The organism is Secundilactobacillus mixtipabuli, assembly GCF_002217925.1.
GTDB classification, from domain to species: domain Bacteria; phylum Bacillota; class Bacilli; order Lactobacillales; family Lactobacillaceae; genus Secundilactobacillus; species Secundilactobacillus mixtipabuli.
The window spans coordinates 18,050-43,605 of record NZ_BCMF01000001.1; the positions used below are offsets into that span (position 1 = coordinate 18,050).

Annotated in this window: 22 protein-coding genes; 3 read left to right on the plus strand and 19 right to left on the minus strand. The window is 45.1% G+C overall.

The window, feature by feature from the left end:
* Positions 1-76 precede the first annotated feature (76 nt).
* Both IWT5_RS00085 and fabI read right to left on the minus strand, forming a co-directional pair.
* Positions 77-940, minus strand: a complete 864-nt coding sequence (locus IWT5_RS00085; protein ID WP_089107920.1) for an SPFH domain-containing protein — start codon at positions 938-940, stop codon at positions 77-79.
* Between the two features lie 462 nt (positions 941-1,402).
* Positions 1,403-2,161 (minus strand): enoyl-ACP reductase FabI, encoded by a 759-nt coding sequence (gene fabI, locus IWT5_RS00090; protein WP_089107921.1) that lies wholly within the window; start codon positions 2,159-2,161, stop codon positions 1,403-1,405.
* 186 nt (positions 2,162-2,347) lie between these two features.
* Between fabI and IWT5_RS00095 the strand changes: the two genes are divergently transcribed.
* Positions 2,348-2,989 (plus strand): SDR family oxidoreductase, encoded by a 642-nt coding sequence (locus tag IWT5_RS00095; protein ID WP_089107922.1) that lies wholly within the window; start codon positions 2,348-2,350, stop codon positions 2,987-2,989.
* A gap of 109 nt (positions 2,990-3,098) precedes the next feature.
* Here the strand turns inward: IWT5_RS00095 and IWT5_RS00100 are convergent, their stop codons facing one another.
* The 10 genes from IWT5_RS00100 to IWT5_RS00145 all read right to left on the minus strand — a co-directional run bounded on the left by IWT5_RS00100 (position 3,099) and on the right by IWT5_RS00145 (position 12,405).
* Complete coding sequence (locus IWT5_RS00100; protein WP_089107923.1) at positions 3,099-4,211, minus strand: VanZ family protein; 1,113 nt, start codon at positions 4,209-4,211, stop codon at positions 3,099-3,101.
* A gap of 111 nt (positions 4,212-4,322) precedes the next feature.
* On the minus strand, positions 4,323-5,621 hold the full coding sequence (locus tag IWT5_RS00105; RefSeq protein WP_089107924.1) for a pyrimidine-nucleoside phosphorylase: 1,299 nt from the start codon (positions 5,619-5,621) through the stop codon (positions 4,323-4,325).
* Between the two features lie 110 nt (positions 5,622-5,731).
* Complete coding sequence (gene deoD, locus IWT5_RS00110) at positions 5,732-6,439, minus strand: purine-nucleoside phosphorylase (protein ID WP_089107925.1); 708 nt, start codon at positions 6,437-6,439, stop codon at positions 5,732-5,734.
* 11 nt (positions 6,440-6,450) lie between these two features.
* Complete coding sequence (locus IWT5_RS00115) at positions 6,451-7,641, minus strand: phosphopentomutase (RefSeq protein ID WP_089107926.1); 1,191 nt, start codon at positions 7,639-7,641, stop codon at positions 6,451-6,453.
* A 13-nt stretch (positions 7,642-7,654) separates the two neighbouring features.
* Positions 7,655-8,305, minus strand: coding sequence for a deoxyribose-phosphate aldolase (gene deoC, locus IWT5_RS00120; RefSeq protein ID WP_089107927.1), 651 nt, complete (start codon positions 8,303-8,305; stop codon positions 7,655-7,657).
* 224 nt (positions 8,306-8,529) lie between these two features.
* Positions 8,530-9,075 (minus strand): TetR/AcrR family transcriptional regulator, encoded by a 546-nt coding sequence (locus tag IWT5_RS00125; protein ID WP_089107928.1) that lies wholly within the window; start codon positions 9,073-9,075, stop codon positions 8,530-8,532.
* 97 nt (positions 9,076-9,172) lie between these two features.
* On the minus strand, positions 9,173-10,396 hold the full coding sequence (locus IWT5_RS00130; RefSeq protein WP_089107929.1) for an MFS transporter: 1,224 nt from the start codon (positions 10,394-10,396) through the stop codon (positions 9,173-9,175).
* A 94-nt stretch (positions 10,397-10,490) separates the two neighbouring features.
* Entirely contained in the window at positions 10,491-11,282 is a 792-nt protein-coding gene (locus tag IWT5_RS00135; RefSeq protein WP_225360170.1) for a DUF975 family protein, read from the minus strand.
* Positions 11,283-11,384: 102 nt separating this feature from the next.
* Positions 11,385-11,711, minus strand: coding sequence for an AzlD domain-containing protein (locus tag IWT5_RS00140; RefSeq protein WP_089107930.1), 327 nt, complete (start codon positions 11,709-11,711; stop codon positions 11,385-11,387).
* Entirely contained in the window at positions 11,698-12,405 is a 708-nt protein-coding gene (locus tag IWT5_RS00145) for an AzlC family ABC transporter permease (protein ID WP_089107931.1), read from the minus strand. The genes IWT5_RS00140 and IWT5_RS00145 overlap by 14 nt, the downstream gene beginning before the upstream one ends.
* A gap of 166 nt (positions 12,406-12,571) precedes the next feature.
* On the opposite strand from IWT5_RS00145, the gene IWT5_RS00150 reads away from it, so the two are divergent.
* On the plus strand, positions 12,572-13,582 hold the full coding sequence (locus IWT5_RS00150) for an aldo/keto reductase (protein ID WP_089107932.1): 1,011 nt from the start codon (positions 12,572-12,574) through the stop codon (positions 13,580-13,582).
* A 74-nt stretch (positions 13,583-13,656) separates the two neighbouring features.
* On the opposite strand, the gene IWT5_RS00155 is transcribed toward IWT5_RS00150, so the two are convergent.
* From IWT5_RS00155 to IWT5_RS00180, 6 genes are all read right to left on the minus strand, one after another.
* The gene (locus IWT5_RS00155) at positions 13,657-15,885 is read right to left on the minus strand and encodes an alpha-galactosidase (RefSeq protein WP_089107933.1); all 2,229 of its coding nucleotides are present in this window, start codon (positions 15,883-15,885) and stop codon (positions 13,657-13,659) included.
* A 175-nt stretch (positions 15,886-16,060) separates the two neighbouring features.
* Positions 16,061-17,983 carry a sugar MFS transporter gene (locus tag IWT5_RS00160; RefSeq protein ID WP_089107934.1) on the minus strand — a complete coding sequence of 641 codons (1,923 nt, stop codon included), beginning with the start codon at positions 17,981-17,983 and terminating at the stop codon, positions 16,061-16,063.
* A 141-nt stretch (positions 17,984-18,124) separates the two neighbouring features.
* Complete coding sequence (gene ppdK, locus IWT5_RS00165) at positions 18,125-20,743, minus strand: pyruvate, phosphate dikinase (protein ID WP_089107935.1); 2,619 nt, start codon at positions 20,741-20,743, stop codon at positions 18,125-18,127.
* Positions 20,744-21,062: 319 nt separating this feature from the next.
* Positions 21,063-21,674, minus strand: coding sequence for a helix-turn-helix transcriptional regulator (locus IWT5_RS00170; RefSeq protein WP_089107936.1), 612 nt, complete (start codon positions 21,672-21,674; stop codon positions 21,063-21,065).
* A gap of 189 nt (positions 21,675-21,863) precedes the next feature.
* Positions 21,864-22,841: an aldo/keto reductase gene (locus IWT5_RS00175; protein ID WP_089107937.1), complete on the minus strand. Its 978-nt coding sequence runs from the start codon at positions 22,839-22,841 to the stop codon at positions 21,864-21,866.
* Positions 22,842-23,040: 199 nt separating this feature from the next.
* Positions 23,041-23,553 carry an AP2 domain-containing protein gene (locus tag IWT5_RS00180; protein ID WP_089107938.1) on the minus strand — a complete coding sequence of 171 codons (513 nt, stop codon included), beginning with the start codon at positions 23,551-23,553 and terminating at the stop codon, positions 23,041-23,043.
* A 508-nt stretch (positions 23,554-24,061) separates the two neighbouring features.
* Here IWT5_RS00180 and IWT5_RS00185 point away from each other — a divergent pair.
* Positions 24,062-24,517, plus strand: a complete 456-nt coding sequence (locus IWT5_RS00185; protein WP_089107939.1) for a MerR family transcriptional regulator — start codon at positions 24,062-24,064, stop codon at positions 24,515-24,517.
* Between the two features lie 79 nt (positions 24,518-24,596).
* Here the strand turns inward: IWT5_RS00185 and IWT5_RS00190 are convergent, their stop codons facing one another.
* The gene (locus tag IWT5_RS00190; RefSeq protein ID WP_089107940.1) at positions 24,597-25,550 is read right to left on the minus strand and encodes an aldo/keto reductase; all 954 of its coding nucleotides are present in this window, start codon (positions 25,548-25,550) and stop codon (positions 24,597-24,599) included.
* Positions 25,551-25,556: the final 6 nt, after the last annotated feature.

A 25,556-nucleotide genomic window follows, 5' to 3' on the forward strand; every position in this document is an offset into this window, starting at 1 on the left:
AAATTCCGAATCCAAGACAAACAAAGCCTACTCCGCAAAATGTGGAATAGGCTTTATTTGAATTAATCCGAGACTGCTATTTCGTTTCACCCGTATCATTAGTATTAATGACCGGTTGGGTACCCCGTTCAGAAATAATGGTGACCATCACGTTATTGATCAGCTGCAACTTACGATCGTCCGAAAGTTTAAGATCCGTGTCAGCTTCTAGTTTAGCGATAGCATCTTCAGTAATTGAAACGGCACCATCCACAATGATCTTCCGAGCGGATAAAATGGCTGAAGACTGCTGTCGTTGCAACATTGCACTGGCAATTTCAGTCGCGTAAGCCAAGTGGGTCAAACGGGTTTCCATAACCTGCACACCCGCAATCTGTAACCGTGACTGAAGTTCCTCAGTTAATTTATCAGAAACCTCAGTTGGATTGCTGCGTAAGGTCAGCGTTTCCTGATCATTAAAAGCATCATAGGGGAACTCTGAAGCAACGTGTCTAATGGCTGATTCACTTTGAATCTCAACGAATTGTTCGTATTCGTCAACATCAAACAAGGCTTTGCTGGTATCGACCACTTTGAACACGATGACGGCCGCAATCTCAACGGGGTTCCCGCGAGAGTCGTTGACCTTCAATAAATTACTATTAAAGTTGCGTACCCGTAACGAAACCGACTGTTTATTCGTTAATGGGACTGTCATAAAGAGACCGGCAGTTCGAATCGTCCCAATATACTTACCAAAGAACGTCAGCGCCTTGGCCTCGTTTGGTGCAATAATCGTCAATGAGCTGCCACCAACGAGGGCCACTAAAATTAAAATGACACCCAAACCGATCCCCGCAAAAGTTTGGAGCAAAAGCAGCCAAGCACCACCCAGCACCAGCAAAATTGCTACAATGAGTCCGAGATAACCGTTAACGTGAAAAACCTTTTTTTCAGTCATGGTAAAACTCCTCCAATCTGTTACCTTTATTATACGTCACAGGACGAACTTTTAAAAAACATGACATTTTGAAGTGTAAATTCTTTGATTTTTCTCATTTCCGATTATAATTCGTTATAGAGTGAACGTATTGAGTACTGCTCCCCCTACCCTTCAACTTAAAAGTTGCGCAGTGACTCCCGCTTGGTACGCTGACTCTCCTACTCACATAGGTTTTGAGTAGTTTCTCGTCTGGCGAAATCTCTCCGTTTCGCTGGATTTTTTAGTTGTGAAAGAAGCTGTGACAAAACTCGGTAGATACCAGAATTTAATGTGAATAATGCCCATTCCGCAAAAACCGCGAAATGGGCATTATTCACGTTAAATGGCCGAAATCTGAGCTTTGGAGCGTAATGAGCTATATAAACGGCTGAAAACAAAGCACAGTCACGTGAACACAATACGCCAAATAAAATCAAGCACTCAAATGAGATGGGTCCCCTTATCCACGTAGATCGTGTCCCCAACGAGTCCCATGCTTAAATCACTCATCAAGAATGCCGCAGCTCCGCCAACTTCGCGAGTCGTAACACCCACACCATTAACGGCACGTTCATTAGACAAGTTAATTAATTTGCTGTAATCCTTAACGCCAGTAACGGCCAGCGTCTTCACCGCCCCGGCAGAAATGGCGTTGACGCGAATATTCTGGCTCGCCAGATCCCGGGCAAGGTAGCGCACCGCTGCCTCCAATCCTGCCTTGGCAATGCCCATGATATTGTAATTAGGAATCGCCCGTTCGGAGCCCATGTATGTCAGGGTCACGATTGAGCCACCCTCGTTCATGATCTGGCGCCCGTATTTAGCCACTGCAATCAACGAGTAGACACTAATGCTCTGCGCCTTATTAAAGCTTTCCAAACTGGCATCCGTCGTTTCACCCTTCAAGTCTTCCGGATCAGCATAGGCAATGGCGTGGATAATGCCGTCAATCTTACCAACTTGTTTGTCAATTGTTTTAAAGGCCGCCTCAACGTTATCAGGTTCACTCACATCACATTCAACCTTTAACACGTCTTCATCGATGAACCGGTTCAAACTCTTTAACATCCGGTCATTTTGATACGTTAAAATGATTTCCGCTCCCTGTTCCTGTAAGGCTTGAAAGCACCCATAGGCCAGACTGCGTTTATTAGCAACCCCCATGATCAGAATTTTTTTACCCGTTAAAATGCCACTCATGATCATACCTCTTTTACTTAAATTTTAAAAATAAGTCATGCCGTTAACTACTTTTTCTATAAGTCTCATTCTACCTTACTTCGCTATTCAAAAACAAGTGGCGGACATCCCACCAGCATCTGTCCGTTCAATTCCATTTTTAACTCATTATAATAGAGCTTGTAAATCAGATAGGAGTGACTAAGGATGACAAAAGTTTTAATCTTAGGTGCAAATGGTAAAATCGCAAAACTGGCACAGGCTCAGCTATTGGCGCAAACGGATCACCAACTGACCCTGTTCCTGCGTCATGCAGATCGTCTAGAAGTTCAAGATTCCGCACGAGAAACGGTGGTTGAGGGTGATGCAACTGATCAAGCTAGCCTGGAAAAAGCGATGAAAGGCCAAGATATCGTCTACGCTAACCTCGGTAACCACGATATTGAACTGCAGGCTAAAACGGTGGTTGCAGCCATGAAGACCACTGGCTTAAAGCGCTTGATCTGGATCTCTACTCTGGGGATTTACGATGAAGTACCCGGCAAATATGGCCAATGGAACCACCAAATGCTGGACGGCGGCTATCTGGAAACTTACGCGGCTGCGGCTAAAGTCATTGAGGCTTCTGGTCTGGACTACACCATTGTCCGTCCTGCTTGGCTATCCAACAAGGACATCGTCAGCTACGAAACCACCCAAAAAGGCGAACCCTTCAAGGGTACCGAGGTCTCCCGCAAGAGCATTGCCGACTTCGTTGTGTCCCTGATCAATGATCCAACCAAGGAAATCGGCCATTCAGTTGGCGTCGATCAACCGGGAACTGATGGCGATAAGCCTTCATTCTATTAGGGTTTGAAAGATCCATTAGTCTATGTTTCTCGGTTTTTAGAAATAAATAAGGTCTACTCCGACTCTTTCGGAATAGACCTTATTTATTTCTAAAAACGATTCTATTTTGTCACGATTGATAATCTGACATCAATTCCGTGTGGCTCCACCGTTCAAACAATAACGCGTGCTGTGGCCGAAAAGCATCGATCATCATATCAAGTCCAAGCACGATCACCATAACGGTTAACAGCAAAATCATCGCAATACTGCCGTACATGTATGCTTGTCCATTAGGATCGAGAAAAACTAATCCGCCACCCACTAGCATGGGCATCCAAAACAGGCTGTATCCCGCTAGCCAACGCTGCCAAACTTGCCCACCAGATGGTTCCTCACCCCTGCTAGAAAACACCTTCAAATGAACCAGCCGCATGCCCAGCGTTTTGCGCCAGATCAGCTGCGGCATTAAAACGGCTATGATCAAGCTAGCTAATGCCACCGGCTGTTCCCAAACTTTGATTTTTCCCAAGAAACCGTTACCTAATGCGGTGAGTAACGAAAAGGCTAGCCAGTCAACGACAAAAGCGGTGGCGTGGCGAAACACGGAAACCTGTCGAGCCTGAATCTGCAACCGCTCTTTGATATGCGCGGAACTTGGCAAAAGCGGTAAAACCAGCCGTGTTAACCCAAAGCCAATCAACCCGCCAATCGTATTCAGTAGTAAATCATCCACGTCAAACAACCGATAGGACCGTGGGTAAACGCCATAGTCGCCCGTTAGTTGCGTCAATTCGAAAAATAACGATAAGCCAAACGATAACAAAATCGTCTGCCACCAAGATTTACGAAAATAACTGCGGAGATAAAAGCCAAACGGAATCGTCAAGACCACGTTGAACAGTGGCTGAATCATTGTCGGGGCTTTCATAGCAGCCACCCAGGTATGCGGATCGGTCAGCTGTAACGGATTATCCGCCATAAATTTCTGAATAAACAGCAACGGCTGCAAATTATACCGTGGTGTCGTCAACTTCGCCACCGAAGCAATACTTGGCAGTGGCAGCATAATCAAGAAGTACGCGCATAGCAGATAAAAAACGAAACTGTAAAGCATCAAAATCGACCAGCGCGAAATCGCGCCAAACCGGTGATAATGCCATAATAAAATCGGAAAAGTAATCACCAATGCCACTAATGGAAACGTCAGCATGGCCATCCGAATGTCAAACAAGTACACCATTATTCCTATCCCCCGAAAATGTCGTCATAATCATAATGTACGACTTAAGTCTTAATGGTGTCAATACGTGGTGTCAATACGTGTTGCTAAGGCGATTTCCCCGTCACACGTTCATTTAATAATCTCGTGAATCAGTTTGATTGGTTCTGCTGAATCAGCAATTTCAATATTGTCATACAGCAAGGTCTTAACGTTATCAATCTCTTCACGGTCGGCATAAATCGTCAGTAAAGGTTCGCCCTTCTTCACTGAATCGCCAACCTTCTTTTTAAGTTCGATGCCAACCGCATAATCCAGTTTGTCATCCGCTTTTTGACGGCCACCGCCAAGCAACATGCTGGCAACCCCAATCTCATCGGCAGTCATTTTAGAAATGACACCGCTAGACTTGGCTGGTAAATCAACTTTGTATTTCGCCTGTGGCATGATTGTTGGATCATCCACTACGCGAGGATCACCGCCTTGAGCACTCACCATTTGACGGAAGCTCTCTAAAGCTTTCCCGTTGGCAACAACTTCTTGAAGCATCTTGCGGGCCTCTGACAGTGTTTCAGCCTTCTTAGCCAATACGACCATCTGGCTACCTAGAGTCAAAACCAAATCAGTAATATCTTCTGGCCCTTCACCCTTTAAGATAGCAATCGTTTCTTGGATTTCCAACGCATTACCAATCATCCGTCCCAACGGCTGGTTCATATCAGAAATCAGTGCCATACAGTCCATGCCAGCACTCTTACCAATCGATACTAACGCTTTAGCTAACGCCCGTGCTTGGTCTTCGGTCTTCATGAAAGCGCCTGACCCAGTCTTAACGTCTAAGACCAGCGCATCCGTGCCAGAAGCAATCTTCTTACTCATAATCGAACCGGCAATTAACGGAATGGAGTCAACCGTGTCGGTAACGTCTCTTAGTGCATAGATCTTTTTATCAGCAGGGGCAATGTTCCCCGTAGCGCCGACGATTGCTAAATGAATATCCTTCACTTGCTGCTTGAACTGTTCTTCGGATAGTTCAACCTTGAATCCTGGGATCGCTTCTAGTTTATCCAGCGTGCCGCCGGTATGGCCTAAACCACGGCCAGAGATCATTGGAATTGGAATGCCTAAGGCCGCAATCATAGGCGCTAATGGCAAACTCGTCTTATCACCAACACCGCCAGTGGAGTGCTTATCCACTTTAATGCCCGGAATAGCCGATAAATCAAGCTGGTCGCCCGACTTTAGCATTTGCAAGGCCAGTTCAGCCTGTTCACCATCCGCCATGCCGTTGAAATAGATGGCCATGAGTAACGCACTGGTCTGATAATCAGGAATACTGCCATCTACCACGCCATCAACAAAAAATTTAATTTCTTCGTTAGTTAATGTGCCACCATTTCGCTTATGATCGATTACGTCTACCATTCTCATCGTATAATTCCTCCTGACATTCGTTGAATAAACTAAAAGGGCGGCAATCTGAAAACCAGGAAATATCCTTGGTCATCCACTGCTGCCCCCAGTTGATCATGACTAAAACACTATAATTTAATGGCCGTTTCTAGGGCCACCGTCATCATTTCACTAAATGAACTCTGACGCTCTTGCGCTGACAGTGCTTCACCAGTCGTGAGGTTGTCACTCACGGTATTGATTGAAAGTGCCTGAACACCATATTTAGCAGCCAGCATGTACAATGCGGCCGTCTCCATTTCTGTCCCTAAGACACCGTAATCAATCAATTGCTGATAGTCGATTTCGTCGTTATAGAACCGGTCCGCGCTAAAGATATTACCCACTTTAACGGCAACGCCTGCTTCTTTAGCTGATTCGTAAGCCTTCAGCAGCATGTCAAAGTCAGCTGTCGGCGCGTAGATCACGCCCGCTTTAAAGGTGTTTTGAATAATCGCTGAATCAGTGCTGGCAGATTCCGCAATTAAAATATCGCGAATCTTGACTGATTCACCGAAACCGCCAATACTACCGATCCGCATTAAGTGCTTCACACCGAAGAAACGGATCAATTCATTGGTATAGATTGAAATCGATGGGATCCCCATACCAGTGCCTTGGACAGAGACCTTGTGTCCCTTGTAAGTTCCGGTATAGCCAAAAGCATTTCTCACCGAATTATACTGTACAACGTTTTCCAAGAAGTTATCTGCCACGTACTTTGCGCGTAGTGGGTCTCCCGGCATTAATACCGTGTCAGCAATGTCACCCATTTTAGCGCCAATGTGTGTACTCATCGTTTGCCCTCCTATTTCAATGACTTTAAGAATGAGGTCCCAGTTGGATTACCGCTAACGTTGAAGTTATCCAAAATGGTCGCGCCCATATCAGCATACGTGCGACGAATTCCCAACGAACCACTTTGTTTAAACTGTGGTGAGTAAACTAATAGAGGGACGTATTCACGCGTGTGATCAGTGCCCTTATAGCCTGGGTCATTACCATGGTCAGCCGTGATCATCAAGAGGTCGCTATCTTGCAGCGTTGCCAATAAATCACCTAACTGTTCATCAAAAGCCATCAAAGCCTGACCGTAGCCTTCAGGATTACGGCGGTGACCGTACATGGCATCAAAATCAACTAGGTTAGTGAAACTGAAGCCCGTGAAATCTTTGCCAGCATTTTCCAGGGTCTTCTTCATACCATCATCGTTACTGGTGGTGTGAACCCCGGATGTGATGCCTTGACCAGAGAAAATATCGTTGATCTTACCAACCGCCAAAACGTCTAATCCGGCAGCTTTCAATCGATCTAAGTCAGTTTCACTGGTTGGTGCCAGTGCGTAGTCATGCCGATCTGAGGTCCGGGTAAAATGATCCTTGTCGGGTCCAACGTACGGCCGCGCAATGATCCGGCCAATTCGATATGGCTTGTCAATGGTAATCGACCGTGCGAATTCACAGATCTTATAGAGTTCTTCAAGCGGAATCACATCCGTGTGCGCCGCAATCTGCAACACTGAATCACCGGAAGTGTAGACGATTAAATCGCCAGTTTTCATCTGATGTTCACCGTAGTCGTGAATCACATCGGTACCGGAGTACGGCTTGTTAACAATGACATGACGGCCACTGAAATCCTCAATCTGTTTGATCAATTCAGCTGGAAAACCCTGAGGGAAGAATCCTAGTGGCTCCGTGACGGGTAACCCCATCATTTCCCAGTGACCGTCCATACTATCTTTTCCAACTGAAACTTCGTGCATTTTGCCGAAGTAACCGATTGGATTATTGGCCGGAGAAACACCTTCAATTGGATTTCCTGGTCGAATGTTTGATAAGCCCATTTTGGCTAAATTAGGAAGCTTTAACTTACCCTTATAAAACTCGCCGATATGACCAAGCGTATCGGCACCAACATCACCGAACTTATTGGCATCGCTGGCTTCGCCGATTCCAACGGAGTCAATCACGATTCCAAATACCCGTTTAAAAGCCATTACTGTGACCTCCTTAGTCTTCCGTTACAATCTTGACACTGGCACTGGCACCGATCCGGGTAGCACCGGCATCGATCATTGCCTCTGCTTCTGCTTTAGAATGCACACCGCCGGATGCTTTCACGCCTAAACGGTCACCAACGGTCTCACGCATTAACTTAACGTCTTCGACCTTAGCACCAGCAGTTGAGAACCCTGTAGAAGTCTTCACAAAGTCTGCACCTGCTTTTTCTGATAATTGGCAAGCCCGAACTTTTTCTTCGTGATTAAGTAGTGAAGTTTCAATAATGACTTTAAGCAGTTTATTTTCAGCGTGTACTGCATCCGCCAATGCTTTAATATCTGCCAAAACAGCATCATCATGATGAGCTTTAAGTTCACCGATATTGATCACCATATCCAACTCATCGGCGCCATCTTTGATAGCTTGTTGGGCTTCGAAGACCTTGCTTTCAGTTGAAGTAGCACCCAGAGGGAAGCCAATCACCGTGCAGGTATTCACGTCTGAACCCTTTAGCGCTGCATGCGTATGTTTCACCCAATAGGGGTTGATACAAACTGAAGCAAAGTCGTATTTGATCGCTTCTTCAATAACTTTATCAACGTCTGTCTGAGTAGCATCCGCGTTTAAAATGGTGTGATCGATGTATTTAGCTAATTTCATGATAGATACTCCTTCTCATTTAATATTATGGTTGTGATTAATTTTTGTAACCGTTTCCATAATATCATTTAATGTTTGACTTGTATACGATTATGCAAGAATGCGACATTGTTTGTGCAATTTCTCATTTGTTATTAAGAAATCAACCAAAATAGGACTACCCCAGCGAACGTTGCCGGGATAGCCCTATTTTGCGTTAAATGATCTGAGCTTTAGTCGCTCTATCACACCTGTTGCTGAAACAAGCCTTCAATTTCGCGAACAGCTGTTTCAAGCTGCCGGTTGTTGATTTTCTTGGAGCCTTCAACCACGTATCGTTCGAGGATGCCCATCAGCATCCCCTCGATAGCGCTGATCATAATGTCCTTATTACGGGATTGCTTAATCGTTTCAATCACTGGGTCCTCTGATGAATCGCTAATAACACGGCGGTGGATTAGTTCCCATAGAATTTGGTTCAGAATCTCATGCAAATCTGAACGGCTTTGGCGTGTTGGCGTCAGGTGACGTAAAATTGCCCAGTATTCCTCAACATACTCGACAAACTGAACGAGTAAGGGCTGGTCTGGCGCCTGCTTTTGGACAGTAGCTTCAATCTCAGCCATCAATAGGTCTTTCTTATCATCAAAATAACGGTAGAACGTACTTCGAGTGATTAGACTCGCCGCTGAAATCTCCGAGACACTAATCATGTCGTAAGGTTTGTTTCTCAGTAACTCTAAAAACGCACTTAAAATTTGCTGCCGGGTTCTTTCTTGTGCTTTACCCATGATCAATTCTCCAATTCTCTCTTAAAATTATTTGCCATTATCAATCAATTCTAGGAGGATTGTACTAATTTCATCACCAATATTCAAGAAAAAGCCCTTAGTTATGGGCATTCCTAACCATTTTATAATCCATTCTGTAAGCCCAAATGACGATGCCAAGGTTAATTAGAACTAGACCAGTTGTCATTAAAAAGACGTACCGGTAATCCAAAATACCAGCCACTCCAGCAGCCAGCATTGGCCCAATCACTGAACCAATCGCTTGAGCAGATTGGTTATAACTGAAAATGCGACTAATCGATTCCTTAGGCGTTGCTAACGTCATCACCGTTTGCGTAATGGGTAGCAGTGCCGCGTCAGAAATACCGACTAGGAAGCGAAAAACACCTAGGCTGGTTACACTTTGAACGAAGAACATTGGTAAAAACATCACGGCACAGAAAATCAAACCTGCTATCAGTACTTTTCGCGGTCCAATGTGATCGCCCAAAGCCCCTAACCGTGGCGCTGCCAGCAAAGTCGCAATCCCTGGCAATGCCGCAATAATACCGCTGGCCATGGCAATGTTCCCCTGGTTATGCATCAGTTCTTTGACAAACAAACTGATAATCGGGTTAATCGAGGTAGTCGCTGCTTGAATCAACATCGAAGACAGGATCATGGCCCAAACCACCCGAACATGTTTGATACCTGCAAAGGCACTCCGTTGCGCATACTTTGGATCAGCCAACGGGTGAAAGTCTTCTTTCACGTAAACTAATGTGATTATTGAAGCAATCAGCATCATCCCACCAAACAGGTAGAACGGGATCCGGTAACCCAGCATTCCGGCAATGTAACCCCCAATAACAGGGCCCACTAGCATCCCGCCAACGCTACCAGTCGTCAAGGTTCCCATGGTTTGCCCACTCTTATCCGCTGGAACCTCACTTGCCATTAACGCATACGCATTGTTAATGTAACCGGAAAAGCCACCTTGAATGACCCGTAACATGATCAGTATCCAGACATTCGGCGAAAAACCAGTCAACGTTGCGGTAATCGTCATCCCGATGGCTGCCCGCATCAACATAGGCTTGCGGCCGGTCTTGTCCGCTAACTTCCCCCAAAACGGTGACACAATGGCTTGGCTTAAGAAGGTCCCTGAAAACGCCAAACCGGCGTACAGGGTCAATTCCCACTTAGGAAAATTTCCCATTTCACTGATGAATAACGGTAAAAACGGCAAACTCATACTTGAGCCAGCCCCCGTAATAAAGTTTCCTAACCACAGCGCATACAGATTTCGCTGCCACTGCGCGCGCTTTTTTGTTTTTAACATTTAAATCATTCCTCAATCTGTTTTTAGTGACATAGTATTATTTTAGCACTTCAAGGCAATAAAAAAGGCGCCCCTAACGGCACCTTCTTAAGTCCTATTTAGTTTGATCATCATCTGAATGCGGCTTGGAATCAGGATAGAACGTTTCGGTTGGCTTTGAATAAGGCTCCTGGTTGCCATCACTTGGTGTAACCACCGTTGGGCCATCGTTTTCGCCATCAGGTTCCTGTGTCTCTTCAGCTGCAAGGCTGACATAAAAATTGGCAAACGTCTGATTCATATAAGGATAAACCCAAATAATCGGAATAATGATAATGCAGGCTAAACCCCAACCAATAAAACTCAGGTTCATCACAAAGTATTCCCATTTGTGACCATCCATCATTTTACGGCTCAGGGTAATGGCTTCTAGAAAACCGATTTTCTTACCTTGATCAAGGTAGTCACGATAGATAAAAATCGCCTGTGAATAAGCCAGTCCCTTAATTATACCGGGAATGAGCAATAACAGACTCCAGAGAAAAGTAAAAATACCGACTAATACAATCAGAGCTAACGATCCCAGAAAATAACTGCCCCGGTTAAAAATCGTAAACGACTTGCTAACGGGTGCTGAAAAATCACCGACACCACGCTGTAAGTCAATCATAACAAACGAAATACCGATGACCAGCAATGATGACACGAGACTTAATAAGCTGAGCCAGTTACCGCCAGCATAATTATCGGACAAATTAAACCCGATCTGACCAAAACCAACTGCTAAGCCCAAAATATAGACTGGTAAGAATAAGAGCAAATAAAACATAAAGTGTGTATCTAGAAATCCCCGAGCGTCACTTTTAAACCGGTGACGCCGACTTGCCATTGTTTCCTCTTCCATCATTCAACTACCCCTCTCGAAATTGCCCATCGCACAAAAGTATTCATACTGACCGGACATCCTGAGATGAGTATACTAATATTACAAAAATGTGTCAATTTAGTATTATACCAATAAATTAACAATGCCAAGGGAAATCACACCCACCACCACAATAATCAGCAGGTTTTTACTGATGACGGCACTGATCAGCGTTGGGATGCTCGCCAGCGCGTTAGGAACGTTAAGACTAGGAAACTGGCCTAAATGCTGAATAAACAAGCTTTCCATCCAAAGAGCGGTCATGATGCAAATCGGCACAAAGCCCAAGAAATTGACGATTATTTTCGGTAGCTTAAACTGCTTCAAAAGAATGAACGGGATCACTCGGGACAACCAGGTCACTAGGCCACTCCCTAAAATCACTAATAAGACATAACTACTTAGTGCCATGTTTTAACACCACCCCAAATCCGCAACCAAGTAACGTTACAACTAATAGAAGGCCGTTTTGCGGTAACCATCTCATGCCTAGGTACATCGCTACGATCACAAATAAAACAACGATGAATTGAACCATGAGTTTGATTGTTCGATCCGAGACCATCTGTAAATAAAGGAGACCAATAAACATGGCCACTAAAGCAAAACTGAAGCCAAATTTCTCAGGATCACTGATGAGATTACCTAACATCCCGCCAATTGCGGAGGAGAATCCCCAAACAAGATAGGCAAACAAGTTCGCTGTATCTAACCACCTAAAATTCAGCTTGCGGCCGGTATAGTTCAGTTTATTCATACTCAGGGCAAACGTTTCATCCGTCAGTAACGTTCCTGCCCAGATATTCTTCCACATCGATTCATGTGATAAATACGGTGCAACAACCATGCTCATTAAAATCATCCGTGCGTTCACTAGAAATACCGATAGCACAATGGAGCCAATACCAGCGTGGAGCGCGACCAGACTCACGATTACAAATTCAGCTGAACCCGCATATGTAATTAAAGACATTAAAAAGATTTCTAAAATACTCAACCCGTTAGCTCGAGCAGTGATTCCGAAAGCTAAGGCAATTCCTATGTAACCAAAAACGGTGGGTAAGGTCTCTTTCAGTGCAGACTTCGTATCCAAGTCTCCTGTCATTCTCATCATCCTTTCACTTTACACTGCAAGAACTATCATATAGGTGGGTGATATCTGTGTCAATAACCGGTTTCACAGTTTTCATTGATTTAATACCATTTTTATTTGCAAGGTCAAAATGCGGTATAATGTAACCGTTTACTGATTGAATTGAGGGGGTTTTTAAATGTATGAAGCGAACTCAAATCGCTATGACAGCATGGTTTACAACCGACTTGGCGACAGTGGTTTAAAGTTATCAGCCATTGGTTTAGGCTTCTGGCATAATTTTGGCAGCGTTGATGCTTACGAAAACCAACGGGCAATCGTGCACCAAGCCTTTGATCTAGGAATCACATACTTTGATTTGGCTAATAATTATGGGCCTGAACCTGGTAGCGCCGAAGAAAATTTTGGCCGGCTCATGGCAACTGATATGAAGCCCTACCGCGATCAAATGGTTATCGCTAGTAAAGCTGGTTATGAAATGTGGGCTGGCCCCTATGGTAACTGGGGCTCACGCAAAAGCATCATTGCCAGTGCCAATCAAAGCCTGAAGCGGCTGGGACTGGATTACGTTGACATTTTCTACAGTCACCGTGCCGATCCCGAAACCAACGTCTATGAAACAGCTCAAGCACTGGATACGCTAGTCCGTGAAGGAAAAGCACTCTACGTTGGCATTTCAAACTACAGTGGAGCCCAAACTGAAGCGATTATTAAGTGCTTTGAAGATATGCATACGCCGTTCGTCGTTCATCAGCCGCGTTACAACATGTTTAACCGTGGCGTCGAATCGGACTTGTTCCCAGTTTTGAAGAAGTATCATAAAGCCGCAGCTGGCTTTAGTTCACTGTGTCAGGGACTCTTAACTGATAAATATTTAAATGGCATTCCGAAAGATTCACGGGCTGCCAAATCAACCAGCCCCTTCCTCGAACCAAGTCAAGTTGAGCAAACTTTAAAAACGGTCAAAGCACTCAACCAAGTTGCTGAATCTCGACACCAAACATTAGCCGAAATGGCACTGGCTTGGAATTTACGAAAGCCTGAGCTCGCCTGCGTGCTCGTCGGCGCTAGCTGGCCGCAGCAGCTGGTTGATAACGTGAAAGCACTTAATCATTTAGATTTCACTGAAAATGAACTCGCCACGATTGATTATATTTTGAGTCAACAACCTGCAATTGATTGGGCTTAATTTAAATCTTTTAATACAAATAAGCGCCGTCCTGAATATCGGGGCAGCGCTTATTTGTATTAAGTGAAAGAAATCTACTTATTAACGGCATCAATGATGAATCGCCGTGAACTAAAATCTGCTGATTGCTTCACTGCTGCAGTGTCATCAAATTCACTGCCAATGAAGATGCCGGCATTCATCAGCTCATCGCCATAATAAGTTGCCGTACCATTGTTAACCCGGTACTGCTTATCGGGGTCTAATCCCCTCAAATGTAGCCGATCATAAGGTGCGTTGGGGTGATTCAGTAACTGGTACCGGGTCGCAATGGCGTGGTTTTGCTCATCATCAACCACTACCCAGCTCATCACGTTACCATCACCGTCAAATGGACTATCTAATCTGAATAGTTTGCCGAATTGATAAAGGGCGCGGTGCTCTTTGTAAAAAGCAACCTGCTGCTTAACTTCCTCAGATTCCGCTTCAGGCATCTTGGAAATATCTAATTCGTAACCAAACGCACCGTAGAACGCAACGTTGGCCCGTGTATCCAAGGAAGTCACTCGACCCGTTTGTTCATTTGGCACAGCGGAAACGTGTGCGCCCATCATCGATTGCGGATACCCGTAACTGGTTCCAAACTGGATTTTCAGCCGTTCAACTGCGTCGGTATCGTCACTGGTCCAGGCTTGCGGTGCGTAATACATCATTCCAAGATCAAACCGGCCGCCACCAGAAGCACACGACTCAAACAGCACATCTGGATATGCCTGAGTTAAACGCTCATAGAGGCTATAAACACCCAGAATGTAACGGTGTGGCATTTCCAACTGCCGGTCTGCTGGTAATGCTGGACTAAACATTTCTGTGATATAACGATTCATATCCCATTTAATATAATCCAGCTTTGTTTCCTGAATAACCTGGCTCATTAAGCCGTAGATGTAATCCACCACTTCTGGACGACTAAAGTCCAATACATATTGATTACGTCCAGGGGTGGCTCGTCGCTCTGGCGTGTGGATCAGCCACTCTGGGTGCTGTTGATAAAGCTCACTGTCGATTGAAATCATTTCAGGTTCGAACCAAAGGCCAAACTCTAGCCCTAAACCATGGACTTCGTCGGCAAATGAACCGATGCCCTTAGGCAGTTTCTTCGGGTCAACAAACCAGTCGCCCAGTGACGTGTGATCATCGTTTCGGTGACCAAACCAGCCATCATCCAAAACAAACATTTCAATTCCCAGTTGCTTAGCCTGCTTAGCAATGGCCAACAGTTTGTCATCGTTAAAATCAAAGTAAGTTGCTTCCCAGTTGTTCACCAGAATTGGCCGTTCCATGCGGCGGTACTTGGCATTGACCAAATGTTCACTGTAAAAGGCCGCTAGCTGCTGACTTAGCTGATTCATGCCGTCAGCCGTATAAGAAAGGATAGCTTCGGGCGTTTGAAATTCTTTATCGGGCGCCAACTGCCAGTCAAACTCTGACGGGTTGATCCCGACCAGTACTCGGCTGACGTTCCATTGATCAACCTCAACCTGATCTAAGAAGCTACCTGAATAAACGAGATTAAACCCAAACACGTCACCACTGTCATCAGTTGTATTGGGCCGAGCCAGCATCATAAACGGATTTTGCTGGGGACTAGAAGTGGTCCGAACGGAATCAATTGCTTGAATGCCAGACCGCAGCGGCGTCCGGATAAGATGACGTTCACGCGCCCAAGTGCCAGCAAACTGAATCAAGTCATACCGGTCATCTGGCAGATCCAGCTGAGCACTATGAGCAACATTTAACGTCACCGTTTCTAACCCATGGTTCTTGAAGTTGGCACTGCGCACAATCACATCTTGGTGTGGGAAGACGGTATAACTGAGCTCCAGATCTAATTGAATCAGTTCATCCGTAAGATGCACAATCAGCGTTTCGGCGCCGTCATCATTATCATCAAACGTTGAAGGTAAGCCCGCCAGCCTTTGTTTTCCTTGCTCAACTTCATAATGATCATACTTAAGGTCAGTAATCCGGCTGCCGTTTGATTGCGTTACTTGATACGCTGGCCGTCGAAAATCACCAGTCCCCGTATCTGAATACTCCTGCTTAATATCCCCCAGCTGAAAGGCTGGTTCATCAAGCGAATAGGCCGGTGTATCCGTTTTCATTTCTCGCTTTAATAACTCGTTGTACTGCGGTTTAACGTGGATTTTCTTGCCATAATAAACCTGACCTAAAATACCGTGTGCCAATACTTGAAAAATATAACTCGTATGATCTGTTTGTAAATGAAATGTGCGGTTCGTTTCGTCAACGTGGATTGCCAAAGTGGGTAACTCCTTTCAAATATTGTTGTTATTATTCTGCTGGATTAAGAACAAAGTGGTTGGGAATTTTACATAGCCTAAACGTGTTCCCCAAGGCAGAGACCTGCATGTAAGGGACTAGGCCCACAAGCCCCAAGACCAGGGCTTATGGGGCTAGTCCCTTACACTCCGGTCTCTAAACGCCTTGGCTCTCACTCTTCACCTTTGCCACCTCATCTCCATGGTTAACTTTACCACTTTCAACTTGCAGCTCAACTTGAGCCTGCTTATCCGTGACTACCACAATGACCGTATCATCATAGCCCGCCTTTTGAATCGCCGGTTGCCAAAATTCAATCAGTAGATCGCCCTTCTCCACCTTTTGCCCTTGTTCAACATATTGAACAAAACCGGTTCCTCGCATGTTGACCGTGCCAATTCCGATGTGGATTAATGTTGCAATCCCTTGATCCGAAACTAGACCGATCGCGTGTTTAGTTGGGAATGTGACCTTTACCGTACCGCTAAATGGTGCATAAATCCGACCATCCGTAGGTTTAATGGCGAATCCTTGTCCCATTTGGCCAGACGCGAAGTTTTGATCTGCTACTGAGCTCAACGGTTCAATTTCACCGTCAATGGGTGCTGGGTATTCATAGCCCATATCGCCATTTGCATCAATAAAGTCAACGTCTTCACCCAAGGTCTTGCCCCAGGTTTTTTCCAGTTCCTCAACAATTTCAGCGTGTTCCTTTTCGTCTAGGGTTACCTTTCTGAAGAAGATAAACGTCCCAATCAAAATGAGTGCTGCTGGGAAACCGAACATCATCAGTTTGAAGACCATGTGACCATGTGCCGTAATGTCGGAAGCTGACGCACCGGCAGTCATACCGGCCCAAACAGCAGTCAGCCCAACGACCCCGTTTGAAATGGCACCGCCCATTTTATCCAGCAACGGCCGTACGGACAGTGTTAAGGATTCATCACGGTGACCAAACTTCAACTGACCGTATTCAACGGAATCGGTAATAATCATCAAAACCACCAAGAAAATCAAAGGTTGCGGAATGTAGAAGAGTACCGCTGCAGTGATAACCAATGATAATGAACTACCAGCAACCAAGAAGAGCAGTAACGCAATGATCATGACTGCGATGGAAATAAAGAACACATTCCGCCGGCTAAACTTCTTCGCCATTGGTGGAAACGCAATAACGGCAAACACCCCAATAATCGCGTTAATTGAAGCTAGAATACTAAATTTTGATGCATCGCCCAAAATATAAGTGAAATAATATAGCTCAAGGGCGTTAGTAATTTGCATCCCGGCCGTATAAAGGGCGTAGGTCAGTGATAACCACATCAACTGGTCATTTCGAGTCAGTACTTTTAATACCCCGCGAAAAGTCGTTTTTTCCTTATTCTTCCGCAGTTCAGAATTCTTTTCCTTGGTCCCCAAACCAACAACCACAGCAGAAATGAAGGAGGTACCCGCAACAACTAACGCAAAGGCAAACCAGCCCCGATTATCTCCTTGACCGTTATTAGAGACTTGTGAAAACATCAGCACGATCGGCATCACCATGACCCCAACGATATTGGCCCCAATGTTTGACCCGACACGCGCAAAGGTCGCGGTTTTTTCACGTTCCCGTGAATCAAAGGAAAGGGCTGGAATCATCGACCAGAAGCCCACATCTTTGAACGAATAGAAAATATCCATCGTGATGTACAAGATCGCAAAGACAATCAGATATAGGTAGGGATTAGAAGTGTTCAAGCCACCCATATTAGTGAACAGAATGGCAATAATAACCGCACTGATCAACCCACCACCGACGATCCACGGCTTAAAATTTCCCCACCGAGTGGACGTATTATCAATCGTATTCCCAATAAAGGGGTCAATGGCGAGTTCCACGAACCGGAGAATGAAAATAATCAGCGTGATGTAACTGATCATTTTGGCGTTCATCCCACCACTGCTCTTATCGAACAAATGGGAAGTGACAAACATAATGAAATAAGTAGATAACGTTGCGTAAAACATATCATGCCCAAAGGCACCAAAGGCGTATGATAGCCGTGAAGTTAACACAGATTCTTTCTTTTCTTGCATGGTAATACTCCTTTAATAAAGCGTGCGAAGCCCGCTGGCCGTTGCGCGCTAGTTATTTTAATATCTATCAGAAAATCGTAAGCGGTTTCAATATCGTTAAAATAAATAATTTCAATCGGGCTGCTACCCGATAACTAACCGCTAAGATTTCTGATTCAAAGTTGCCTGTGCGGCTGCCAGCCGTGCTACTGGCACCCGATAAGGTGAACATGACACATAAGTAATGCCAATTTGGTTAAAGAAATTAATTGAAGCTGGGTCGCCGCCGACCTCACCGCAGACCCCAATTGGCAAATCAGGTTTTGTCTGGCGACCCTTGTTGATGGCGATTGCCATCAAAGCGCCGACGCCTTCCGTGTCGATAGTCTGAAATGGATCAGCCGGTAAAATTCCCTGTTTGATATATTCTGGCATGAAGGATCCCACATCATCGCGGGAATAGCCGAAGGTCAGCTGGGTCAAATCATTGGTGCCAAAGCTAAAGAAATCAGACTCTTCAGCGACTTGATCGGCCGTCACACACGCTCTAGGCATTTCCATCATGGTACCCACGGTGTAAGTTAACTGCAGATCCGTGTCCGCTGTCATGACCTTGATTTGGTCAGTGACTAACTGACGAACCCACGCCATCTCGCTCTTTGAATCAGTTAACGGAATCATGATATGAGGATGCACTTCAAGCCCCTCACCGTGAAGCCGAATCACTGCGCTCATGATGGCTTTGACCTGCATTTGATAAATGTCTGGGAAGGTAACGGCCAGCCGGTCGCCCCGGTGTCCCAGCATTGGGTTTAATTCCTTCAGCGAATTGGTACGCTCCCGCAATTTTTCAGGTGCTAAATGAATTTGCTGAGAAACCGCCTGAATTTCCTCTTCATCATGCGGTAAAAATTCATGCAGCGGCGGATCGAGTAACCGAATCGTCACTTCTTTATCACCTGCGAGTTTGTAGAGCTGGTAAAAATCTTCCTGCTGCATTTTTAACAGCTGTTCCAGTGGCTCTGCCCGACCGGCAGCATCCGTCGCTAAGATTAACCGTCGCATCTGAATCAATCGTTCCGGTTTGAAGAACATGTGCTCCGTTCGGGTTAGGCCAATCCCATCGGCCCCAAAATCCAGTGCCTTTTGGAAATCTTGCGGGGTATCAGCGTTGGTGTAGACCCCCATCTGAGCAATTGCTTTAGCCCAATCTAACAACACGGAAAGCTCGCCTTTAACCCCAGCTGGTGTCGTTTCAATTTTGCCTAAATACAGCTCACCGGAAGTCCCATCAACGGAAACCCAGTCACCTTCATGGATTTTCTGCTCGCCAACCCTGGCAACTTTAGCAGCGTAATCCACGTTGATCTCATGGGCACCAACCACCCCGGTAGCCCCCATTCCCCGGGCAACCACCGCGGCGTGAGACGTCATTCCGCCACGGGAAGTCACGATGGCTTGGCTGACGATCATCCCATCGATATCTTCCGGTGAAGTATCCTGACGAATCAGAATGACTTTGACGCCGCTATCGGCCGCTTTTTTTGCATCTTCAGCCGTAAAGTAAGCCTGACCAGTTGCCGCGCCAGGTGAGGCCGGCAACCCGGTGGTCAGCGGTGTCTGTTGGGCAATCGCGTTGGCGTCAAATTCCGGATGAAGCATTGCTGACACTGACTCTGGACTGACGCGTTGAACGGCTTGTTCCTTAGTGATTAAACCTCCCCCAACAAGATCCACCGCGATTTTGACGGCCGCGTACGGTGTCCGTTTGCCATCCCGTGCCTGAAGCAGGAATAACTCGCCGTTTTCAATCGTGAATTCCAGGTCCTGCATATCTTTGTAATGAGTCTCCAACTTTTCGGCAATGCCCATGAGCTGATCGTAAATCACTGGCATGTCATCATGCAGTATCTCAATCGACTGCGGCGTCCGAATGCCGGCAACAACGTCCTCTCCTTGAGCGTTGAGCAGGTATTCACCGAAGACCTTCTTCTCACCGGTGGCGGGGTTTCTGGTAAAGGCGACCCCAGTCCCCGACTGGTCACCCGCGTTACCAAACACCATCTCTTGGACGTTTACCGCGGTTCCCAAGGATTCGGGAATGTGGTTTTGCTGCCGATAAACCTGAGCTCGGTGATTATTCCAGGATTCAAAAACAGCGTTCACCGCGGCGAGTAACTGCTCTTTTGGTGATTGGGGGAACTCCCCTTTGCCAGCTTGCTGATAAATAGCTTTAAAATCAGTCACAATCTGTTTCAGATCAGCCGCTGTCAGTTCTAAATCACTTTGATAGCCGTGGGCTTGCTTCACCTCAGTTAAAACCCGGTCAAAGGTGTCTTCTTCAATGCCATAAACAACGTTGCCAAACATCGCTAACAACCGGCGATAACTGTCATAAGCAAACCGTTCATTGTGCGTTAAGTTGGCTAAGGCCATTACAGTCTGGTCATTCAACCCAATGTTTAAAATGGTATCCATCATCCCGGGCATTGAAATCGCGGCACCAGAACGAACCGACACTAATAAGGGGTGTTCCGTGCCGTTAAACTGTTTTCCCGTAATTTGGCTTAAACGCGCCAGTGCCTGATCAAGTTCCGTCAACAAAGCTTGACTGAGTGTTTGGGTCTGCTGGTAGTCATGGCAGGCCACCGTCGTCAGTGTAAAACCATGCGGGACAGGCAGGCCTAAGTTAGTCATTTCTGCTAAATTAGCACCCTTGCCGCCCAATAGATCGCGCATTGACATGTTACCTTCCGAAAATTCATAGATTAGTTTTGTCATATAATCACTCTTTCTCGTTAATAAAACGTCATATTTGCTCGATTTATAATGTATATTAAACTGATTTTAATTTCAAGCGTTTTCACTGAATTAGCGTTCTAAATAGTGCTATATCAGCATTTGAAAATTTTAAACAGCGTTTTATCTCGTTTTAAATATCATGAAACATTAATTTAATCACGTCATAGTTCAATTTAACCTGAAAAGTAACACCTTAATTTCCAAAAGATCTCCGTTTAACGCAAAAAAATCCCCTCAAAGTCGTTACCAACTTTGAAGGGATTAACATTTATCGGGCAATAGCGCCCGTTCAAAACCACTACGCTTTTTCAATAAAATGCTGAAAGAGCCGGTTTTTGGTTAGCCTGCCAACAACCCGCTGCGGTGCGTTAGCATCCACAACCGGTGCCGAATCAATCTTGTGCTTTAACAGCAGCTGTCCTGCCTGTTTAACTGTCATATCAGCTGTCACCGTCACAATATTGGGCATCCGTGTCATGATAATGCTGGCCAGTACCGATGCCGGATTCGAGTTATTAAAGCTTGCCCGCAATAGATCTTTGCGTGAAATTAAGCCAACCAGCAGCCCTTTTTGATCCACAACGAACAGCGTACCGACATCCTCCAAAAATAGTTTACTGATTGCTTCTTGAAGGGTGGCATCATCTTTGATAGTCGGTGCTGGTTGCATGATCGCTGAAATGGGTTGGTCATACAAAGCCGCGTAATCAACCCCAGTTTGACCATTGCCCTGATAAACATACCCTACTTTGGGCCGTGCTGACAGGACTTCAATCGCTGTTAACAGACGCAGATCCGCGCGAATAGTCGGCACACTCAGTTTCAGCTGATTAGCGATTTCCTCGCCGGTGAGTGGACTTTTTGCTTTCAACATTTGAATAATGGCTTCCTGCCGCTCCGTGAATTCCATTCAGTCATCCCCATTCCATCCTCAACTCATTATGACCAAATTATATCACTAATATGACGTGATATTACCAGATAATGATCCATTGCTTTTTTAGATTCAATTCTTGCCTACCAAAAAAGCCCAAGTCAGCAACATTCATTGCTGTTCTTGAGGCTTAATTGACGACTTTATTTTTTAAATGCGGTTTGCTTACCAGAGATAATCAACGGGGTTCTTGATGTATTTATCGTAAACATCTTGAACGATCTGCATTTGTTCAGGCTTTAAAGCTGGTAGGTCAGAGGCAACCGTGTTCCGTTCGATTTGATCAGGGGTGCTGGCACCTGGAATAGCTGCGCTGACGGCATCAAACATCAAGATATAACGCAGTGCCATAGCGGCTAAGTTATCCGTGCCGAGGCGTTGCTTCAATTCTTGAGCAGCCTTTACACCGGTCATATAGTCAACACCAGAGAAGGTTTCACCCTTATCGAACAGTTCACCGTTTCGGTTAGTCGTCCGGTGATCGTTCTTGCCAAACTTGGTATCAGCAGTAAATTTACCGGTTAACAGACCACTTGCTAATGGCACCCGGGCTAAAATACCGATATTGTTTTTCTTTGCCAACTCAAAGAAGAGTTTTGCTGGCCGTAAGCGGAACATATTAAAGATAATTTCAACAGCTGAAATATCGTAATCCATGGCTTTGATGGCTTCTTCCACCCGTTCAACACTCACACCATAGTTCTTGATTTTACCGGCCTTTTTCAGCTTATCCATCGTGAAGAAGGTTTCTGGTGTGTAGTAAATTGACATTGGCGGGCAGTGGAGTAAAACAAGGTCCAAAGCCTCTAAGCCCATATTCTCCAATGATTCGTCAACGTAACGTTCCAGATGTTCAGGGTTGAAGTGTTCAGTACTCAACGGTTCTTCCTTACGCCCGATCTTAGTCGTAAAGTGTACGTCTGGGTGGGCTTTCACGAAGGCCCCAACGGCTTTTTCACTGTTACCGTCCTGGTAGCCGTCTGCAGTATCAAAGAAATTAACGCCCTGTTCGTAGGCTTCCTCTAAGGTAGCCGTAGCATCCTTAATGTCAAATGGGGCACCCCACTTACCACCAAGCTGCCACGTTCCTAAAGAAATATCACTAATGTTAAAGCCAGTTTTTCCTAAAGTTCGATAATTCATAGTTAACTTCCCTCCATTACCCGATTTATTCTTAAGCTCAGTTTAATTATAGAAGTTAGAGTGGGGTATAAGTCAAGCAACTTCTGGTGATATTAACCCCATTAATTTGAACGACAAAAGGACGTGATTACCGCTACTTTCCCGGCAATCACGTCCTTTAGAAAAACTTAATAAATCTCTGATTTATCCTTTTTGTACGTTAAACTTTTTCTGGTTCTTCAGCTTTATAAACACGCTTAGTTTCCCGTTTAATCCCAAGATAAGTTTCTTCAGCTTCACGTCGAGCCTCAATGGCCTCGGTAATGGTTTTAAAACTCTTAAGCAGAACATACTTGTGATCGATCATCAAACGTGCAAACCACTTACCCGTCTGCCGGTCATAGGAAACACCGATCACACCGCTCTTATTGCGAGCTGACTCTGAGATTGAACTCAATGAGACGCCGTTTTCGTCCCGTAGCTGATCTGAACGTCCCATATAGTCAACGAATTTAGGATTTTTATAAACCCGTTTACTTGAAAGGTCTCTTCTTAGACAGCCACAGCTTTTGGTGATGCCTGAACGCAACCGCACACCATCAACGACCGTTTTATTGCCGCAATCACACTGACATAACCACATTGCATTGGAATTTGCAGCGTTATTGCCATAATACTTAGTGACAACCAGCCGGCCAAAACGCTGGTTGGTTAAGTCGATTCTCTTGCTCATTTCTTAACGCCATCCTTTAAATATTCTAATTTTGCTGACTAATCTAATATTAGAATATCCCCCCAATTGGCAAATTACCGTTTAACCTGCCAATGATATCTAAGGACAAGTAGCAACTGATTAAGTATTACTTTTTAATGATAACGTTTTCACATAAAAGTTATACCCCTTTTGTGGAAACTCCGGCCCCCTTGTTGAGCGTCATCAACTAAACGACCGCATTATCATTGTATTCAATGTGGTTATTGTATCATTAAATCATGACTATTTGGAGTGAAATTACTTAAAATGTTATCTTTATAATTATTGGTACAAAACTTAATATTTGTTAAGGTGTTTTTGTGAAAATTAAAAATCAGAATACCCGTTTAGTCATCATTTGTAACGACCAATATTCCAAGAGTATTTCAGCTTTAAATGACGGATTATGAAGACAAGAATAATTTCGATTGAGTTAGAGTATACTCTAACTGTTATACTAACTAAAAAGACAAAGGAGATTCATTTGATGACATACTCAATTGGACAGGTCGCTGAAAAAACGGGCCTAACGACCTACACCCTCCGCTACTATGACCGAGAAGGCCTCATGCCGTTTGTTAAACGTAATCAGGCAGGTAGACGTGAATTCACGGATGCTAATCTTGATTTTATTGACTTAATTACTTGCCTGAAAGATACGGGTATGCAGCTGGCCGAAATTCGTCACTTCGTGGAATTAGCGATGCAAGGTGATGCTACTCTAGAAACCCGCCTAAATATTTTCAAGCGCCAGCAACAGGCTGTTTGCAATCAAATCAAGCAAGCAAAACAGCACTTGGCCAAGCTTGACTATAAGGTTCGCTACTACACCGCGGCCTGTGATGCCGGTACTGAAGCCGCAGTTTCCGGTGACTGTGAATTGCCAGGACAGCCGATCATTATCGATAACCAATTAAGAGTCAAAAAAGTTAAGGCAGAATAATCCCAAAATAAAAGAAGCATTAGCCCCTTTTCCGTTAAGAAGATCGGCTAATGCTTCTTTTTGATTAAATTAAAATTTTTTATGGTAACGTATTGCCCGCTGCAAAGTAAGTATCGTACCATTCCTGCTTAGTTAATTTAACATCGGCACCAGCAATGCTTTCTTTCAGGTGATCCTGGTTCATGGAACCCAAAATAACTTGCATGTTTGCTGGGTGGCGTAGGATCCACGCCGTTGCAATGGCATTCTTCGTGACACCTTTAGCATCAGCGAGTTCCTGCAGCTTAGCGTTCAATTCGGGGAACTTTAGATTATCGATGAATGGCCCTTCGAACATGCCATATTGGTAGGGTGACCATGCTTGAATCGTCATGTTGTGCAACCGAGAATATTCAATCATTTCACCATCATGGTTAACACTGCCTGCATCACTCATGTTGACGTGCAGACCAAAGTCGATCGCACCCGTATGCATCACACCGAACTGCAGCTGGTTGACCATTAATCGCTGACTAACAGCTGATTGAATCAGATCAACTTGCATCGGGTTGCAGTTTGAGACCCCAAAATGACGGACCTTACCAGCGGCCTGAAGTTCATCAAAAGCGGCAGCCACTTGATCTGGTTCCATCAGTGGATCTGGTCGGTGCAGCAAGAAAAAGTCCAGATAGTCGATCCCCATCCGCTGCAAAATACCATCAACGGCATCAAGCAAGTGCTGTTTATCGAAGTCGTAACGTTGACCAAAGACTAAGTCGCCGTGACTCCGTTTCGGATCCAGCACAATACCGCCCTTGGATTGAATAATCAAATCTTCACGTTTGACACTCGCTTTTTTCAAAGCTTGGCCGAAAATTTCTTCCGACTTGCCATTACCGTAAATATCGGCGGAATCAATAAAGTTAACGCCGTTATCCGCGACAGTGTCCAAAACCTTAGCGGCATCGTCAACGTTTAAACTGGCCATCCGCATGATGCCTAAAGCAACTGCAGAGGCCTTTAAGCTCGTATTACCTAACGCAACATTTTTCATTTTAGT